At 62.3% G+C, this 16,967-nt stretch carries 18 protein-coding genes; 2 read left to right on the top strand and 16 right to left on the bottom strand.

Features of this window, described 5'->3' with window-relative positions:
- Positions 1-119 precede the first annotated feature (119 nt).
- Complete coding sequence (locus AB7783_RS03010; RefSeq protein WP_441276776.1) at positions 120-749, top strand: hypothetical protein; 630 nt, start codon at positions 120-122, stop codon at positions 747-749.
- Between the two features lie 52 nt (positions 750-801).
- Here the strand turns inward: AB7783_RS03010 and ilvC are convergent, their stop codons facing one another.
- From ilvC to miaA, 9 genes are all read right to left on the bottom strand, one after another.
- The gene (ilvC, locus tag AB7783_RS03005; protein WP_441276775.1) at positions 802-1,821 is read right to left on the bottom strand and encodes a ketol-acid reductoisomerase; all 1,020 of its coding nucleotides are present in this window, start codon (positions 1,819-1,821) and stop codon (positions 802-804) included.
- 153 nt (positions 1,822-1,974) lie between these two features.
- The gene (locus AB7783_RS03000) at positions 1,975-2,577 is read right to left on the bottom strand and encodes a LysE family translocator (protein WP_068738457.1); all 603 of its coding nucleotides are present in this window, start codon (positions 2,575-2,577) and stop codon (positions 1,975-1,977) included.
- Between the two features lie 4 nt (positions 2,578-2,581).
- Positions 2,582-3,454, bottom strand: a complete 873-nt coding sequence (locus AB7783_RS02995) for an EamA family transporter (RefSeq protein WP_441276774.1) — start codon at positions 3,452-3,454, stop codon at positions 2,582-2,584.
- An 18-nt stretch (positions 3,455-3,472) separates the two neighbouring features.
- Positions 3,473-4,015, bottom strand: coding sequence for an acetolactate synthase small subunit (gene ilvN / locus AB7783_RS02990; protein WP_068738461.1), 543 nt, complete (start codon positions 4,013-4,015; stop codon positions 3,473-3,475).
- 163 nt (positions 4,016-4,178) lie between these two features.
- Entirely contained in the window at positions 4,179-5,957 is a 1,779-nt protein-coding gene (locus tag AB7783_RS02985; RefSeq protein ID WP_441276773.1) for an acetolactate synthase 3 large subunit, read from the bottom strand.
- A 253-nt stretch (positions 5,958-6,210) separates the two neighbouring features.
- A complete protein-coding gene (locus AB7783_RS02980; RefSeq protein WP_441276772.1) occupies positions 6,211-6,582 on the bottom strand; it encodes a hypothetical protein in 372 nt (123 codons plus the stop codon).
- A 53-nt stretch (positions 6,583-6,635) separates the two neighbouring features.
- Positions 6,636-6,944 carry a HigA family addiction module antitoxin gene (locus AB7783_RS02975; RefSeq protein WP_441276771.1) on the bottom strand — a complete coding sequence of 103 codons (309 nt, stop codon included), beginning with the start codon at positions 6,942-6,944 and terminating at the stop codon, positions 6,636-6,638.
- Positions 6,945-6,952: 8 nt separating this feature from the next.
- Positions 6,953-7,249: a type II toxin-antitoxin system RelE/ParE family toxin gene (locus tag AB7783_RS02970; protein ID WP_441276770.1), complete on the bottom strand. Its 297-nt coding sequence runs from the start codon at positions 7,247-7,249 to the stop codon at positions 6,953-6,955.
- Positions 7,250-7,289: 40 nt separating this feature from the next.
- Entirely contained in the window at positions 7,290-8,216 is a 927-nt protein-coding gene (gene miaA, locus AB7783_RS02965; RefSeq protein ID WP_441276769.1) for a tRNA (adenosine(37)-N6)-dimethylallyltransferase MiaA, read from the bottom strand.
- 3 nt (positions 8,217-8,219) lie between these two features.
- On the opposite strand from miaA, the gene serB reads away from it, so the two are divergent.
- Positions 8,220-9,110, top strand: coding sequence for a phosphoserine phosphatase SerB (gene serB, locus AB7783_RS02960; protein ID WP_441276768.1), 891 nt, complete (start codon positions 8,220-8,222; stop codon positions 9,108-9,110).
- A 992-nt stretch (positions 9,111-10,102) separates the two neighbouring features.
- Here serB and AB7783_RS02955 read toward each other — a convergent pair.
- From AB7783_RS02955 to AB7783_RS02925, 7 genes are all read right to left on the bottom strand, one after another.
- Positions 10,103-11,641: a Do family serine endopeptidase gene (locus AB7783_RS02955; RefSeq protein WP_175369111.1), complete on the bottom strand. Its 1,539-nt coding sequence runs from the start codon at positions 11,639-11,641 to the stop codon at positions 10,103-10,105.
- A gap of 198 nt (positions 11,642-11,839) precedes the next feature.
- Positions 11,840-12,040 (bottom strand): DUF2065 domain-containing protein, encoded by a 201-nt coding sequence (locus AB7783_RS02950; RefSeq protein WP_068734021.1) that lies wholly within the window; start codon positions 12,038-12,040, stop codon positions 11,840-11,842.
- A gap of 168 nt (positions 12,041-12,208) precedes the next feature.
- Entirely contained in the window at positions 12,209-13,102 is an 894-nt protein-coding gene (gene hflC, locus AB7783_RS02945) for a protease modulator HflC (RefSeq protein WP_089268264.1), read from the bottom strand.
- Entirely contained in the window at positions 13,099-14,253 is a 1,155-nt protein-coding gene (gene hflK, locus AB7783_RS02940) for an FtsH protease activity modulator HflK (protein ID WP_089268263.1), read from the bottom strand. The genes hflC and hflK overlap by 4 nt, the downstream gene beginning before the upstream one ends.
- A 153-nt stretch (positions 14,254-14,406) precedes the next feature.
- Complete coding sequence (locus AB7783_RS02935; RefSeq protein WP_441276767.1) at positions 14,407-14,943, bottom strand: dihydrofolate reductase; 537 nt, start codon at positions 14,941-14,943, stop codon at positions 14,407-14,409.
- Entirely contained in the window at positions 14,940-15,734 is a 795-nt protein-coding gene (locus AB7783_RS02930; RefSeq protein ID WP_441276766.1) for a thymidylate synthase, read from the bottom strand. Before AB7783_RS02930 ends, AB7783_RS02935 begins: the two co-directional genes overlap by 4 nt.
- Positions 15,735-15,902: 168 nt before the next feature.
- The gene (locus AB7783_RS02925) at positions 15,903-16,886 is read right to left on the bottom strand and encodes a tripartite tricarboxylate transporter substrate-binding protein (protein WP_089268260.1); all 984 of its coding nucleotides are present in this window, start codon (positions 16,884-16,886) and stop codon (positions 15,903-15,905) included.
- Positions 16,887-16,967: the final 81 nt, after the last annotated feature.

The raw sequence follows: 16,967 nt of genomic DNA, 5'->3' as shown, positions 1-16,967 counted from the left end.
TTGGACATACGCCAGCATAGCATCACCGGATCGTGAATGTAATCACCGATTACACAATTGACTGGGGAGCCTGCACCGAATGTAACTGGTGATTACATATGGTAACACAGGGGAACGCCATGACACGGGATCGTCGCAACTGGTTCGAAGGCTGGCGGCTGCTCGCCGTACTGACGCTTGTACTGATCGCGCTCAGCGTCTGGATCGCCGGCATGCGCGGCTTCGAGGTCGATGGCATCAGGATGGTGATCCGCTTCACCGCGCGCAGCTCGCTACTATTCTTCTGCCTCGCCTTCGCGGCATCCGCTTTGGCTATGCTCTGGCCCACGTCCGGCATCCACTGGCTGCGGCGCAACCGCCGCTATCTTGGGCTCACTTTCGCGGCGTCTCACGCCATCCACGCTGTCGCTATCATCTGCTTTGCCGCGATGGCGCCGGCTGACTACGCAGCGGCGACGACACCCGCCTCCTACATCTTCGGCGGCATCGGCTATGCCTTCATCATCGCGATGGCTGCAACGTCGCTCGATCGAACGGCAGCGGCGGTCGGTCCGCGCGCATGGCGCATCCTGCACACGACCGGCATCTATTATCTCTGGTTCCAGTTCATGGTGAGCTTCGGCATGCGCATTCCGCAGATGCCGAACTATGTCTGGTTCCTGATGCCGTTGATTGTGGTGATGGCGCTCAGGATCGCTGCGGCGGTGCTGAAACGGCGCCAGGCGCGCATATCAGTGCCTGCAAACTAAAACGGGACCGCGTTGCCGCGGTCCCATCATAGCTGCGCCTAAGCGAGAACGCTTAGTTCTTGGTCTTGTCGACCAGCGCCTTTTCCTTGATCCACGGCATCATGTCGCGGAGCTTGGCGCCCACTTCCTCGATCGGATGCGCGTTGTTGCGCTGGCGGGTTGCCTTGAACGAGGCCTGGTTGACCTTGTTTTCCAGCATCCAGTCGCGGGCGAACTTGCCGGACTGGATGTCGGTCAGCACGCGCTTCATCTCGGCCTTGGTCTCCGAGGTGACGATGCGCGGGCCGGTGACGTATTCGCCGTATTCGGCGGTGTTGGAGATCGAGTAGTTCATGTTGGCGATGCCGCCTTCATAGATCAGGTCGACGATCAGCTTCAGTTCGTGCAGGCACTCGAAGTAGGCCATTTCCGGCGCGTAGCCGGCTTCCACCAGCGTCTCGAAGCCGGCGCGGATCAGCTCGACGGTGCCGCCGCAAAGAACGGCCTGCTCGCCGAACAGATCGGTTTCGCACTCTTCCTTGAACGAGGTCTCGATGATGCCGGCGCGGCCGCCGCCCACTGCCGAAGCGTAGGACAGGCCGAGGTCATGGGCGTTTCCTGAGATATCCTTGTGAACCGCGATCAGGCAGGGCACGCCGCCGCCGCGCTGATATTCCGAACGCACGGTGTGGCCCGGGCCCTTCGGCGCGATCATCAGCACGTCGAGATCTTCGCGCGGATCGAGCAGGTTGAAGTGCACGTTGAGGCCGTGCGCGAAGACGAGCGCAGCGCCCTTCTTCATGTTGTCATGCATGTGGTCGCGATAGATGTCGCCCTGCAATTCGTCGGGGGTGAGCATCATCATCAGGTCGGCCCACTTGGCGGCCTCGGCGACTTCCATCACCTTGAAGCCGGCGGCTTCCGCCTTCTTCGCGGTGGCCGAGCCCTTGCGGAGCGCGATCACGACGTCCTTGACGCCGCTGTCCTTGAGGTTCAGCGCATGGGCATGGCCCTGGCTGCCGTAGCCGACGATGCAGACCTTCTTGCCCTTGATCAGGTTCAGGTCGGCGTCGCGATCGTAATAAACTCGCATGGGTATTTCCTCTCTTCAGCAACTATATTTCAAAGCTGCCCGTTCGAACGGGTCACCACCGCGTGGTGGATGACCATGAATTGCCGCCGGTTTCTAGGGCGACGGGTGCCGCGAGACAAGCCCGCGACGGTGATTTTACGCTGCGCGTCGGGCTCATAGCTCGACCAGCACCGGATACAGCGAGGCCAGCAGCAGCAGCCCCATGACGATATTGAACGCCCTGACCGCGCCAGGCGATTTTACCAGCGATTGCAGCGAGGTGCCGCACAGCACCCAGGTGACGCAGGACACGAACCCGAGCAGCAGCGACAGGGCGACCTGCAGCAGGATGTTCCAGGGATAGTTCGCAATCGCCGCATAGGCGGTGATGGTGCCGATCACCATCACCCAGCCCTTGACGTTGACCCATTGAAACAGCGCTGCGCCGAAAAACGTCATCGGCCGGCGCCGTTCGGCGTCACCCGGGTTGGGTGGACCGGACATCCCGATCGCAAAAGCGAGATAAACGAGATACGCCGCGCCGGCATATTTCAGGATGGTGTGCAGCACCGGATAGGAGGTGAAGACCGCCCCCAATCCGAGGCCCGTGACGGCGACCATGAAGGCAAAGCCGACGGTGACGCCGAAGACATGCGGCAGCGTGCGACGAAAGCCGAAATTGAGCCCCGACGCGAGCAGCATGATGTTGTTCGGGCCGGGCGTGAAGAACATCACGATGGCGAACACGATAAAGGCGAACAAGAGTTGTTGCGACATGACCTCAAACCACCTCGACAAGCGTGGGTGGGCGCTTCGACAGCAGCATCACGGCAATGCCGCAGACGACGACGATCATACCGGCGAGCCGCAGTGATCCAAATTGTTCGCCGAACGTGACGCTCGACGCCGCCGCGCCGATGAACGGCACCAGCAGCGCGAACGGCACAACCTGCGCCGCGGAATAGTCGCGCAGCAGCCGGCCCCAGATCCAGTAACCCAGCGTGGTGCCGACCACCGCGAGAAACAACACACAGGCGAAGGCCTTCAGCGAGACATGCGTGAGCGACTGCCACGTCGTGCTCGCGCCATCGACACCGAACAGCACCACCAGCAGCGGCAGTAGCGCGACGAGACTGATCCACGCGAACAGGTCGAGCATCGGCACGCCCTGCGCGCGCCGCAACAGCAGATTGGAGAATGCAAAGCTCACCGGCGCAGTCATCAGCACCATGAAGGGGAATACGCTGAAGTCATAGCCGACCGTGAAGCAGATCATCAGCAGCCCGCCCATGGCGATGGCGATACCCGCGACCTGCTGCCGCGTCGGCAATTCCCGCAGGAACAGCGCTGCGGCGCCCACCGTGAACAGCGCCTGGCTCTGCACGATCACCGAGGTCAACCCCGCCGGCACGCCATGCGCCATGCCATAGGTCTGCGCCAGGAATTGCGCTACTAGGAGCCAGCTTGTGGCGACGATCAGCAGCCATGACAGCTTCGGCTTCGGCAGGAACAGGCACGGCAGCGCCGTGATGCCGAAGCGCAGCGTGGTGAGCAGCGTCGACGACATCTCGTCGACCGCCATCCGGGTCAGCACGAAGCCGACGCCCCAGATCACGGCCACTGCGACGGCCAGTGCGATGTCGAGAGGTTTCATGACTGCGATGCGCGGAGGCTACATCCCCTCCGGTCCGCGGCTGATGGCGGCGACGCCGGTGCGCGAGATCTCGACAAGGCCAAGCGGCCGCATCAGATCGATGAACTGGTTGATCTTGCCGGTATTGCCGGTGATCTCGAATACGAAGCTCTCGATGGTCGCGTCGATCACGCGGGCGCGGAATGCTTCGGCGAGGCGCAGCGCCTCGACGCGATGCTCGCCGGTGCCGCGCAGCTTGACCATGGCAAGCTCACGCTCGATGGAGCGGCCGGTCAGCGTCATGTCGACGACGCGATGCACCGGAATCATGCGATCGAGCTGATGCTTGATCTGCGTGATCACCATCGGCGTGCCGGTGGTGACAATGGTGATGCGCGAGACATGCTTGTGGCTCTCGGTCTCCGACACCGTGAGACTTTCGATATTGTAGCCGCGGCCGGAGAAAAGACCAATGACGCGCGCGAGCACGCCGGGCTCATTGGCGACGAGCACCGTCAGCGTATGCGTCTCGTTGGGATCGTGACGCTCTTCCATGAAATAGGCGGAGGCAGGCTGTTCCATTGTCGTTCCCTGTCGAAGTCTCGTTTGGCTTTCGCCACGATGTTACATCCCTCATGGTGAGGAGCGCGGCTTCGCGCGTCTCGAACCATGAGCTTGGACACTCATCCTTCGAGACGCCGCACAAGAGTGCGGCTCCTCAGGATGAGGGCTTGTGTTATCTGCATCACACCAGCGCCTTGCCGCCGGCGAAGGCCGCGGCGGTGGCTTCATCATTGGCTTCCAGCGGCAGCAGCATTTCGTTATGTGCCTTGCCGGACGGGATCATCGGGAAGCAGTTCTCCAGCGCGGCAACGCGGCAGTCGAACAGCACCGGCTTCTTCACCTTGATCATTTCCTGCAGTGCGCCGTCGAGATCACCGGGCTTGCTGCACTGGAATCCGACGCCGCCATAGGCCTCAGCCAGCTTGACGAAATCAGGCAGCGCTTCCGAGTACGAATGCGACAGCCGGTTGCCATGCAGCAGCTGCTGCCACTGGCGCACCATGCCCATATACTGGTTGTTCAGGATGAAGATCTTGATCGGCAATTCGTGCTGAACCGCCGCCGACATTTCCTGCATCGTCATCTGCACCGAGGCATCGCCGCCGATATCGATGACCAGCGAGTCCGGATGCGCAACCTGCACGCCCAGCGCCGCCGGCAGGCCGTAGCCCATGGTGCCCAAACCGCCGGACGTCATCCAGCGATGCGGCTCCTCAAAGCCGAAGAACTGCGCCGCCCACATCTGATGCTGGCCGACTTCCGTGGTGATGTAGGTGTCGTGGCCGCGCGTCGCCTCGAATAACCGCTGGATCGCGAATTGCGGCAGGATCACATCGTTATTCGTCTTATAGGCCAGCGAATTGCGCGCGCGCCAGGTGGCGATGGTCTTCCACCAGTCCTTGGTGTCGGGCTTCTTCGCCTCGGATTTGAACACCTGCAGGATATCGCCCAGCACATTGCCGCAATCGCCGATGATCGGCACGTCGACGCGGATGTTCTTGTTGATCGACGACGGATCGATGTCGATATGGATCTTCTTCGAGTTCGGCGAGAACGCATCGGTGCGGCCGGTGATGCGGTCGTCGAAGCGCGCGCCGACGCACAGCATGACGTCGCAGTCATGCATTGCCATGTTGGCTTCATAAGTGCCGTGCATGCCCAGCATGCCCAGCCAGTTCGGGCCGGATGCCGGATAGGCGCCGAGGCCCATCAGCGTCGAGGTGATCGGGAAACCGGTGACCTCGACCAGCTCGCGCAGCAGCTTGGATGCCGCGAGGCCGGAATTGATGACGCCGCCGCCGGAATAGATGATCGGCTTCTTGGCACCCGCCAGCATCGACACCGCCTTGCGGATCGCATTGGCATCACCCTTCACGCGCGGTGCGTAGGAGATGTGAACGTCCGACTTGCGCGGCGGATGATAGGTGCCGGTGGCGAACTGCACGTCCTTCGGAACGTCGACGACGACCGGGCCAGGACGGCCGGTGGTCGCAACATAGAAGGCTTCATGCAGCACCTTGGCGAGATCGTTGACGTCGCGGACCAGCCAGTTGTGCTTGGTGCAGGGCCGCGTGATGCCGACGGTGTCGCATTCCTGGAACGCGTCATTGCCGATCAGATGCGTAGGGACCTGGCCGGTGATGCAGACCAGCGGGATCGAATCCATCAGCGCGTCGGCCAGCGGCGTCACCATATTGGTGGCGCCCGGACCGGACGTCACCAGCACGACGCCCGGCAGGCCGGTCGAGCGCGCATAGCCCTCGGCGGCATGGCCCGCGCCCTGCTCGTGGCGGACCAGAATGTGCTCGACCTCGGACTGCTGAAAGATCTCGTCATAGATCGGCAGCACCGCACCGCCGGGATAGCCGAAGATGTGCTTGACGCCATGATCCGCAAGCGCACGCACGATCATCGCTGCGCCGGTCATCTGATTGGGATCGTGAGGCTTGCTGTCGCTCATGGTTCGCTCCGGATGCGCTCTGCGGCGCGGCTTGGTCTGGATGGTCGCTGGGTTCGGAAAGCTTGAAGTTCAGACAATAAAAAAGGGCCCGTTCAGGACCCTGTGCACACCGCTCGGTTCGTGGGTAGCCGTCAGCTACCCCCGGCGGTGCGCCAGGGTACCACGATAATAAGGAGATTTGTAACTTTGTTGCGCACAGGATCGGTCCGACTTTTCATAACTTGCGCGGAACATAGCCAGCAAACCGGGGATGTCAAGGGAAGTTGCTGTGATCGCGCTGTTTTCGGAGCCTAGCCGGGTCTTTGGCGTTCGGCGAGCGGAAAAAACGGGTGGGGAGCCATGCGAAGAAGGACAGAAGTCTGAAGCGCCGCAGACTCACGGTGTTAATGCCCTGCCCGAGATCATACAGGAATAGTGTTACCTCGAACGGGAGAGCTTGCGCCCAGACCACAGCATCCGAAAGCGAAATTGCTGCTCTCTCGTCGTAGTCATAAGCATCGGGACCCGGGTCGTCCGCCTGGTCAGCGTCTTTGAGAAGATTGTCGTGATAAGTGGGTTCGATAATTGCCGTGATGAGCTTCCATCGGTGCTGTGACTTACGCCGATCGATGATATTTGAGATCACTTGCCTGTCTTCCCTAAAAACCCATAGCGCGGATAAGCGAAGCGCTATCCGCGCTATACCGCAGTCACCAGCGGCGTCGCACGCTCGATCCGCTCCAGTTCTTGTGGGGAGTGCATCGCCTCCCAAAGATCACTGCGGCGCTGCACGTTCAGCCAGAAGTCCGGGCTATTGCCGAAGACGCGTGCGAGAATGAGCGCCGTCGCCGCGGTCACGTTACGGCGATCATTGCACAACTCGTTCACATGCTTGCGCTGAACGCCCATCGCCTTGGCGAGCGCCCCCTGCGTCAGGCCGAGCGGCTGCATGAATTCTTCAACCAGGATTTCTCCGACCGTGGCCGGCTTGCGTTTGGTCATCAGCATGAGTCACCTCACCGGTAGCTGTGATCGTCGAGATAAAGATCCGACGCTTCGCCGCGGCTGCTATCCCAGCGGAAGATCAGCCGCCATTGATTGTTGACGCGGATCGAGTGCAAGCCGCCAAGTTTGCCGCGCAGCTTTTCGAAATGATTGCTCGGCGGTATGCGCAGATCCTGATCGGTCGTCGCATCGTCGATCATCTGCAGCTTGCGAAACAGCCGGCTTTCAAGGTCTGCCGGAATGTTGCGAGAATGGACGTCATCCACGAAGAAGGCCCGTAACCAGTCATCGCGAAACCCGACGATCATTCCGATGCCTCCCAGATGAGTTATTGTACCACCCTATGGGTCAAATGACAAGAGCTCTGGCCAAGCTCACCCCCGCCTCCTCCACCGTCATCCACGCGAACTCCGGCAGTTGATGCCGAAACCACGTGAACTGCCGCTTGGCATAGTGCCGGGTATCGGCGCGGCCGATCTCCGCAGCTTCCTCGCGCGAGATTTCGCCGCGGATATGCCGGATCAGTGCGGGCACGCCATGGGCCTTCATCGCGGGCAACAGCGGATCGAGACCGCGCGCCGCGAGGGCAGCGACTTCGTCCAGCGCGCCCTCGTCCAGCATGCGCCCGAACCGCGCATCGATCCGCGCATAAAGCTCGTCGCGCTCGGGCGCCAGAAACAGCGCGGTCACGCCCTCCGGCGGCAGCAGCGGCGGCAGGCCCTCGCTATGCCAGTCGGTGAGCGAACGTCCGGTCGCTTCCACGACTTCCAGCGCACGGGCGATGCGCGTGCGGTCGCGCAGGTTGAGCCGCGCGGCGGAGACCGGATCGACCAAAGCGAGCTGCGCGTGCAGCGCCGCTGGCCCGTCCCGCTCCAACCGTGCGCGGACATCGTCGCGCACCTCGGCTGCAACAGGCGGCACCGCTGACAGCCCCCGCGTCAGCGCCTTGAAATACAATCCGGAACCGCCGATGAAGATCGGTAGTTTGCCTTGCGTCCGCACCTCGGCAAGCACCCGCGCCGCCTCCTCCACCCAGGCGCCGGCGGAGAAATTCACCGCGGCATCGACCGTGCCATAGAGCCGGTGCGGCGCCTGCGCTTCTTCCTCGACCGTCGGCCGCGCCGTCAGCACGCGCAGGTCGCGATAGACCTGCATGCTGTCGGTATTGATGACCACGCCGTTCTGCGCGCGCGCCACGGCCAGCGCCAGCGCCGACTTGCCGCTGGCGGTCGGCCCTGCGATAAGCAGCGCTCTGTTGTCCGGACTGGAACTCACGTCATGTCTCTCGTTGCGACCCTGATCTGCAACCCCGCCAATCCCGCTCTCGATAGCACGGTGGTCGACGGTCTGCGCGCACTTCTGCCGGGCGACACCGAGGCGCACTGGCTGAGCGACGGCGTCGCCGCCGATATCCTGTTCGCCAGCGACCACAACACGCTCGCACTCGGCGACCGCCTCCGTGCTGCCCGCGGCGACATGCCGATCGACGTTGTCGTGCAGCCTGTCAGCGACCGCCGCAAGAAGCTTTTTCTCGCCGACATGGATTCCACCATGATCGGCCAGGAATGTATCGACGAGCTCGCCGACTTCGCCGGCCTCAAGGCTCATGTGGCTGCGATTACCGAACGCGCCATGCGCGGCGAGATCGAATTCGAGCCGGCACTGCGCGAACGCGTGGCGCTGCTGAAAGACCTGAAAGTCGGCGTTGTCGATGAGGTGCTGGCCTCGCGCATCACGCTGACGCCGGGCGGCCGCGAGCTGGTGCAGACCATGCGCGCCAATGGCGCCTATACCTGCCTCGTCTCCGGCGGCTTCACGCTGTTCACAGCCAAGGTCGCCGAACTCGTCGGCTTCCAGGAAAACCGCGCCAACGTGTTGCATGTCGCGGATGGCAAGCTGACCGGCACGGTGGCCGAGCCGATCCTCGGCAAGGCCGCGAAACTCGCCACACTCGTGGAGCTGCGCGAGTCCTTCGATTTCGACAATCTCGACACCCTGGCTGTCGGCGACGGCGCCAACGATCTCGCCATGATCCAGGAGGCCGGTCTCGGCGTTGCCTACCACGCCAAGCCGGCAGTGGCAGCTGCCGCAGCAGCCCGGATCGATCACGGCGATCTCACGGCGTTGTTGTATGCGCAGGGCTACAAGCGCAGCGAGTTTGTGAGCTAGGCAAAGTCCTAGTTTGGTAACACCGTCTCTTCCTCGTCATTCCGGGGCGCTGAGGACCGCGAAGCGGGCCGGCGCGAACCCGGAATCTCGGTGTGTTTTGCGCTGAACATGCCGAGATTCCGGGGTCGCGTCCAGCAAGTGCCGGCCGCGCCCCGGAATGACGAGTGTGGGTCGGGCGCACAGAGGCACCAAACATTTTTTCCTATCTTCCGTTGACAACATCCCCATCAGGTTTATATTCCCCTCCGTCCTGCCCCACCGAGAGGGGCGATCGCGATCGTCACGTTCGCGGGGTGGGATGCGGTGGACGCCGGAGATGCGGCGTCACGCGGTTTGGGAGGGACGTCTGTCTTCGGGCAGGACGGATCTGCGCCAGCACTGCCACTGGCAAGGAGACGACCGGCCTTGGGATGGAAAGTTGCCCTGGACAGTGTGACGGACGACCAAGTCAAAACGCGTTCGGCTTACTCGCTTGAGGCTCCCTTCCCATCGCCTTGGGACTTTAATTCGCGATCGGAGCGTTCGTCGAGGCAAAGTGCAAGCAACCGAAAAAACACCGCAGGCGGAACGTCGGGCAATCGCTCGGCGCCTCCGAAAGTCCTGATGCACTCTCAATTGCGGAAGACCGCATTCGCATCAGGCCCAAGGGTGCAACGGGCACCCGGCGTTCCGCACGCCCTCTCACAAGAGGGCGGGAATGCAAGAGACGACGGCGCCCCCGCGCCGCAAACAATGGGGGTGATGACGCATGTCTGAAGCACAGTGGCTGTTTGACAATTGAATCTGAATAACGTGACGCGCGAACGCCCAAACCAAACGCCGTCATGCCCGGCGCATGCCGGGTATCCACGCCTTGGCGACATTCACCGCAAGGCGTGGATGGCCGGAACAAGTCCGGCCATGACGTTTGGAGAGAACAGGGCCCCCCTCTCCGCTCGCTACGGTCGGAGGAGGGAGAAGAAAGAGCCACCGTCACTCTTCAGCGTGCAACCCTACTGCACGCTCAGCGCCACAAAGCGCAGCTCGCCTTCGGCATTCGACACCAGCAGCAGCACCGACTTCTTGCCGTCCTTCTTCAAGGCATCGACGCGCTTCTTGACGTCGGCAGCATTGGTGACCGCTTCCTGCGCGACCTCGACGATGACGTCGCCGGCGGCCAGGCGCTTCTCGGCGGCGTCAGAGCCGGCATCGACGCCGGTCACGATGACGCCCTTCACGCTGTCCTTGATCTTGTACTTGGTGCGCAGATCCTTGCTGAGACCGGTAAGGTCGAGGCCCAGCGCCTTCTGCGTCGCCGGCTTCTCCGCTTCCGGCGTGGCCTTGATCGAGGCCTGCACCGGCTTGTCATCCTCGAGACGGCCGAGGGTGACCTGCTTGGTCTCTTCCTTGCCCTTGCGAATGATCAGCACATTGACGGCCTTGCCGACGGCGGTGCCGGCAACGATGCGCGACAGGTCCTTCGGCTCCTTGACATCACGGCCGTCGAACTTGATCACCACATCGCCGGGCTCGAGGCCGGCAGGCTTGGCCGGGCCCTTGTCGTCGACGCCGGCAATCAGCGCGCCGCGCGCCGGCTTGATGTTCAGGCTCTCGGCAATCTCGTCCGTCACCGGCTGGATGCGCACACCGAGCCAGCCGCGGCGGACTTCCTTGTATTCGCGCAGCTGTTCAATGACGCCAACCACGGTCTTCGACGGCACGGCGAAGCCGAGGCCGATGGAGCCGCCGGTGGGCGAGATGATCAGCGTGTTCACGCCGACCACTTCGCCCTCGAGGTTGAACAGCGGACCACCCGAATTGCCGCGATTGATCGAGGCGTCGGTCTGGATGTAGCTGTCATAGGGGCTGTTGTTGCTGATCTCGCGGTTACGCGCCGAGACGATGCCCGCAGTGACGCTGCCGCCGAGCGAGAAAGGATTGCCGATGGCGATCACCCACTCGCCAAGCCGCAGCTTTTCACTGTCGCCGAACTTCACGGCAACCACCGGCTTCACCGGGGTGAACTTCAGCACCGCCAGATCGGTCTTCTTGTCGACGCCGACCAGCTCCGCCTTGATCTTGGTGCCGTCATTCATAATGACGGTGATCTCGTCGGCACCATCGATGACATGGTTGTTCGTGACCACGACACCCGAGGTGTCGATGATGAAACCGGAGCCCAGCGAATTGGTCTTGCGCGGCTGCAGGCCGCCATTCTTGTCGCCGCCGGGGCGCCCGCCGCGGTTCTTGAAGAAGTCGTCGAAGAACTCCTCGAACGGCGAGCCTGGCGGCAGTTGCGGCATTGCCCCGCGGCCACCGCCCTCCCCCTTGTCGCTGTTCTTCGCCTCAACGGTCGAGGTGGTCGAGATATTGACCACGGAATCGATCACCTTCTCGGCAACGTCGGCAATCCCGTCCGGCCCGCGGGCCGAGGCCGGCGCGGAAAATGTGGCGACCGCGGCGCCAAAACAAAGCGCCGTCAGCAGCGGACGCAGGCCGCTATACGGTGCACGGCGCGAAACGGAGCTCAGAGAGGAATGAGCGATGGACATGTCGGAAACGTCTCCAAAAGAGAGTCGGCAAATTTGGCTGAGAGTGCGCCCGAACGGCAACATCGCGCAAGCCTTCGCGCGGGCCATCCGACTGGCCCATCTGGGACGTGGATTGCGGCGGAATGCGGACGTAAACGTGCACGATCGCGTTGATCGGGAAGAGCTTTTTCGGACGCCCGGAGAGATTATGAGCCGCCGCTAGCGCCGGATCGCCCAGATCAGGATCAGGCCGCCAACGGCCGAGACCAGACCGGCAATGCGCAGGATGTTGTCAGGGCTTTGCAGCGCGCTCTTCATCGCGCGGCGCATCCATCCGGGAAATGCCAGGAACAGGATGCCTTCGAATACGAACAGGATTCCGATGCCGATGAGGAAGTCGGCAAACGCTATGGACCTCATCCGACTTCAACTCCCGAACGTTCGCACCCTGGCCGCAGTTTCTTGGCAGTTTTCTTGGCGCTTTTCTGAAAACAAATGAGGCGCGCCACGATGGCGCGCCTCATCCTTTAGATCAGAGTGGCAGCGAACGCAAAACAGGTATCCGCGTAAGCTTAACCAGTGACGCCGTTACTGCGGCTTTGCTGCGGGGGGCTTGCCCGACGGATTGGCGAAGAAGCGGAAGAACTCCGAATCCGGCCGCAGCAGGAAGCGGGTGTCGTTGCTCTTCAATCCGTTCTCGTAAGCCGTCATCGAGCGGTAGAACGCGAAGAACTCCGGATCCTGGCCGTAGGATTCGGCAAACAGACGGTTGCGCTCGCCGTCGCCCGCACCGCGGGTTTGTTCAGCCGTCGAGTTCGCATCGGCGATGATGACCGTTGCTTCACGATCGGCCTTGGAGCGAATCTCCTGCGCCTTCTGGCCACCGCCGGCGCGGAATTCAGCAGCTTCCCGCTGACGCTCGGTCTGCATCCGCTGATACACAGCCTGGCTGTTCGCCTCCGGCAGATCGGCGCGGCGGATACGAACGTCCACGACGGAGATGCCGTAACCGTCGGCTTCCTTGTCAAGCTGCTCGCGGATCTTGTTCATCAGGTTCTCGCGCTCGTCGCGCACGATCTGGATGAAGGTGACCTCGCCGAGCACACGGCGCATGGCCGCGTTGAGCAGCGTGGTGAGCTGGATGTTCGCCGCCTGGATCGAGCCGATGCTCTGATAGAAGCGCAGGGCATTCTTGATCTTGTAGCGAGCGAAGGCATCGACCACCAGACGACGCTGGTCATTGGCGATGATTTCCTGAGCCGGGTTTTCCAGATCGAGGATACGCTTGTCGATCGAGATCACGCTGTCGATGAACGGGATCTTGAAGTTCAGACCGGGTTCGGTGACCACGCGAACGGGCTCGCCGAGTCGGACCACAAGGGCCTGTTCAGTCTGGCGCACCGTATAGATCGAGCCGAAGCCCACGATGACCAGCACCAGCACTACAATCAGTGCAACGATACCTGAGATGCCGGTTTTCATCGGGTGCTCCCGCTCTGCTGAGGCTGACCAGATGGCGCCGGAGGCTGACGCCGCGGCGTCAGTTCATTCAAGGGAAGGTAAGGCACGACGCCTTGCGAAGCACCGGCGCCCTGGCCGCCGTCATAGACCAGCTTCTCGGCACCGCCGAAGATCCGCTCCATGGTTTCGAGATAGATACGCTGACGGGTTACGTCCGGCGCCTTCTTGTACTCGTCATACACTTTGAGGAAGCGCGCGCTCTGGCCCTTGGCTTCGGCGATCGCCTGTTCGCGATAGCCTTCGGCGACCTGCAGGATCTGCGCGGCGCGACCGCGCGCATCTGGCACAACGCGGTTGGTATAGGTCTGGGCTTCGTTCTGCAGACGCTGGGCGTCGGCCTGTGCCGCCTGCACGTCACGGAACGCATCGATCACCTGTGCCGGCGGATCGACCTTCTGCAGCTGGACCTGCTGGATCAGGACGCCGGCGCTATAGCCGTCGAGCGTCTTCTGCATCAGTTCCTGCACCTGGGTTTCGGTGGTGGTGCGTGCGCCGGTGAGGATCGGCTGAATGTTGGCGCGGCCAACAACTTCACGCATCACGCTTTCGGCGACCGCTTTGACGGTGCCTTCGGGGTTCTGGATGTTGAACAGGAAGTTGCCGACACCGTCGGGCTTGATGCGCCACAACACGGTGAAGTCGACATCGACGATGTTCTCGTCGCCGGTCAGCATCAGGCTCTCTTCCGGCACATCGCGGATGGTGCGGCCGCGGCGACCGGTGTCTTCCAGGATCGACATGCCGACCGACAGCGTCGATACGCGCAGCGCCTTCGGCAACAGCACGGTCTCGATCGGATAAGGCAGATGATAGTTCAGGCCGGGCTGCACGGTGCGGACATGCTTGCCAAACCGGAGGACGACACCGAGCTCTTCGGACTGCACGCGGAAGAAACCGGACAGACCCCAGATCACGAGCGCCACGGCGAGCACGAGCGCAATGCCCATGCCGCTGACGAAGCCGCCGGGCAGCATCGACTGCAGACGGTCCTGCCCCTTGCGCAGCAGATCCTCAAGATCAGGCGGCCTCGGTCCGGACGATTGCGGACCAGAACCCCAGGGTCCCTTCGGACCAGAGCCCCATGGGCCTCCGCCTTGATTCTTCCACGGCATTCAACACTCTCCTCTGCGCGGCCGGACATACCGGTCTCGCCACGTCTGCATGGCTTTATAGGGGACGACCCCAGCTCTTACAACGCGGGGTTCTTGATCGCTGGAGCTATGCGCGAGGCTGCGAAAGTCAATGTTAACGGGCGGAAAACGCGGTTAACGGGGCGCTCTCCGGCAATATGTCACATAGGAGAAATCGACGCTGTCCTCGCCCGCCGCCGCATTCCTGACGCGTGCCACTTCTTCCCACACAGTGAGATCGACCGGCGGCATAAAGGTATCGCCGGTCGGCTGCGCGTGAACTTCGGTCACTTCGAGACGGTCGGCGATCCCCATCCATTGGGCATAGATCTCGGCGCCGCCGATCACGGCAATCTCAGTGACCAAACGCCGCAGCGCATCGCCAGTCGCCACCGCGCGCGCATCGGCAAGCGACGTGGTGACGACGGCTCCCGCGGCCTGATAGTCGGCATTGCGCGTGATGACGATATTGGTGCGACCCGGCAGCGGTCGCTTCGGAAACGACTCGAACGTCTTGCGCCCCATCACGATCGGCTTGCCCATCGTCAGCGCCTTGAGCCGCTGCATGTCCGACTTCAGCCGCCATGGCATGGCGTTGCCCTGCCCGATCACGCCGTTCTCGGCTACGGCGTAGATGAGGACGATCTGAGGAACGGGTGTCGTTGTGGTCAAACCGCAACCTCGGCCTTGATGTGCGGATGCGGATCGTAGCCTTCGAGGGTGAAGTCCTCATAGCGGAACGCGAAGATGTCCTTCACATCCGGATTGATCTTCATGACCGGCAGCGTACGTGTCGGCCGCGTCAGTTGCAGTCGCGCCTGATCCAGATGGTTCGAATAGAGATGCGCATCGCCCAGCGTATGGATGAAGTCGCCGGCCTTCAGGCCCGTGACCTGCGCGATCATCATCGTCAGCAGCGCATAGGACGCGATGTTGAAGGGCACACCAAGGAAGACATCTGCCGAGCGCTGATAGAGCTGGCAGGACAGCTTGCCGTTGGCGACGTAGAACTGGAACAGGCAGTGACACGGCGGCAGCGCCATCTTGTCGATCTCGGCGGGATTCCACGCCGTCACGATCAGCCGGCGCGAGTCCGGATTGCGCTTGATCATGTCGATGACATTGGCGATCTGATCGATCGTGCGTCCGTCCGCCGTAGGCCACGAGCGCCACTGCGATCCATAGACCGGACCGAGATCGCCATTGGCGTCCGCCCATTCATCCCAGATCGAGACGCCGTGGTCTTTGAGATATTTGATATTCGTATCGCCTGCCAAAAACCACAGCAGCTCGTGGATGATCGCCTTGAGCGACAGCTTCTTGGTGGTCAGGACGGGGAAGCCATCACTGAGCTTGAAGCGCATCTGATGGCCGAACACCGACAGCGTGCCTGTGCCGGTGCGGTCGTGCTTCTCGGCACCGTCGCTCAGGATTCGCTCTAGCAGGTCGTGATACTGGTTCATGGTCGATCTTGCGGGCTTGTGAGCGGGCGAACTTATCGCCTCGGCCGGTGGTCGGACACGCCGATTCCCGGATTATACCCGAAAAAGTGTGTCCCTGCCCCGCAAACGGCAAGGGCCGGATCCCTTGGGGATCCGGCCCTTGAAATCAACCGGCTAGCCGGTTCCCGATCACATTGCGGGCTTGAGCACCGCCGACCACTTCTCGACTTCGCTCTTCACCAGCGAACCGAGCGCCGCCTGGGTGCGGGCTTCCGGCTTCGGAATGTCCGACCCGAGATCGAGCAGACGCTTCTTGACGTTCTCGTCGTCCAGCGCCTTGGCGGCCGCGGCGTTCAGCTTGGCAGTGATCGCAGCAGGCGTGCCCTTGGGTGCGAAGATCGCGTTCCAGGCCGAGGCCTGATACTTCGGCAGACCGGCTTCGATGGTGGTCGGGACGTCTGGCAGCGACGGGTTACGATCGGGCGTCGCGATGGCATAGGCCTTGATGGTGCCGCCCTTGATCTGCGGAACCGCGTTGACGATCTGGTCGCACATATAATCGACCTGACCACCGACCAGCGCGTTCATCGCCGGACCGGTGCCATTGAACGGCACACCGGTCGGCTTGATATCCAGAACCGAGCTCAGCAATTCGCAGGACGAATACGACACAGAACCGACGCCGGCATGGGCCATGTTCAACTTGTCGCTGTTGGCCTTCACATAGGTGACGAATTCCTTGAGATCCTTCGGCGCGAAATCCTTCTTCGCCAGGATCAGAATTGGCGTGCCAGCCAGCAGCGCGACAGGCTCGAAATCCTTCTCGGGGTGATAAGCGAGCTTCGGATACAGCGGCACCGCCGCAGCATGGGTGCCCATGTGGCCGGTGATGATCGTGTAGCCGTCATTGGCCGCGCGCGCTGCACGCGTCGCGCCGGTCGTGCCACCAGCGCCGACGACGTTCTCGATGATGATCTGCTGGCCGAGCGTCTTCGACATGTCCGCGGCGACGATGCGCGCGATCACGTCGGTGGGGCCACCGGCCGCGAACGGCACGATCATGGTGATGTTGCGCGTCGGGTATTCCTGCGCCTGAACAGTGGTTGCCAGTGCGCCGAAGCCGGCGACGGCCGCCAGGCCACTGATCGCAACTCTGCGATTGAACAGCTTCATTTGGTTTCCTCCGAAAATGTTTTTGCCGCGAAAATAACGACAGTCGCGGGACTGAATACAAGCAAAGGCCCGAAGTCTATT

The organism is Tardiphaga sp. 172_B4_N1_3, from assembly GCF_052076035.1.
Taxonomy (GTDB): Bacteria; Pseudomonadota; Alphaproteobacteria; order Rhizobiales; family Xanthobacteraceae; genus Tardiphaga; species Tardiphaga robiniae.
The sequence above is the reverse complement of the archived record's forward strand: the minus strand, read 5'-3'. Positions and strand labels throughout refer to the sequence as shown.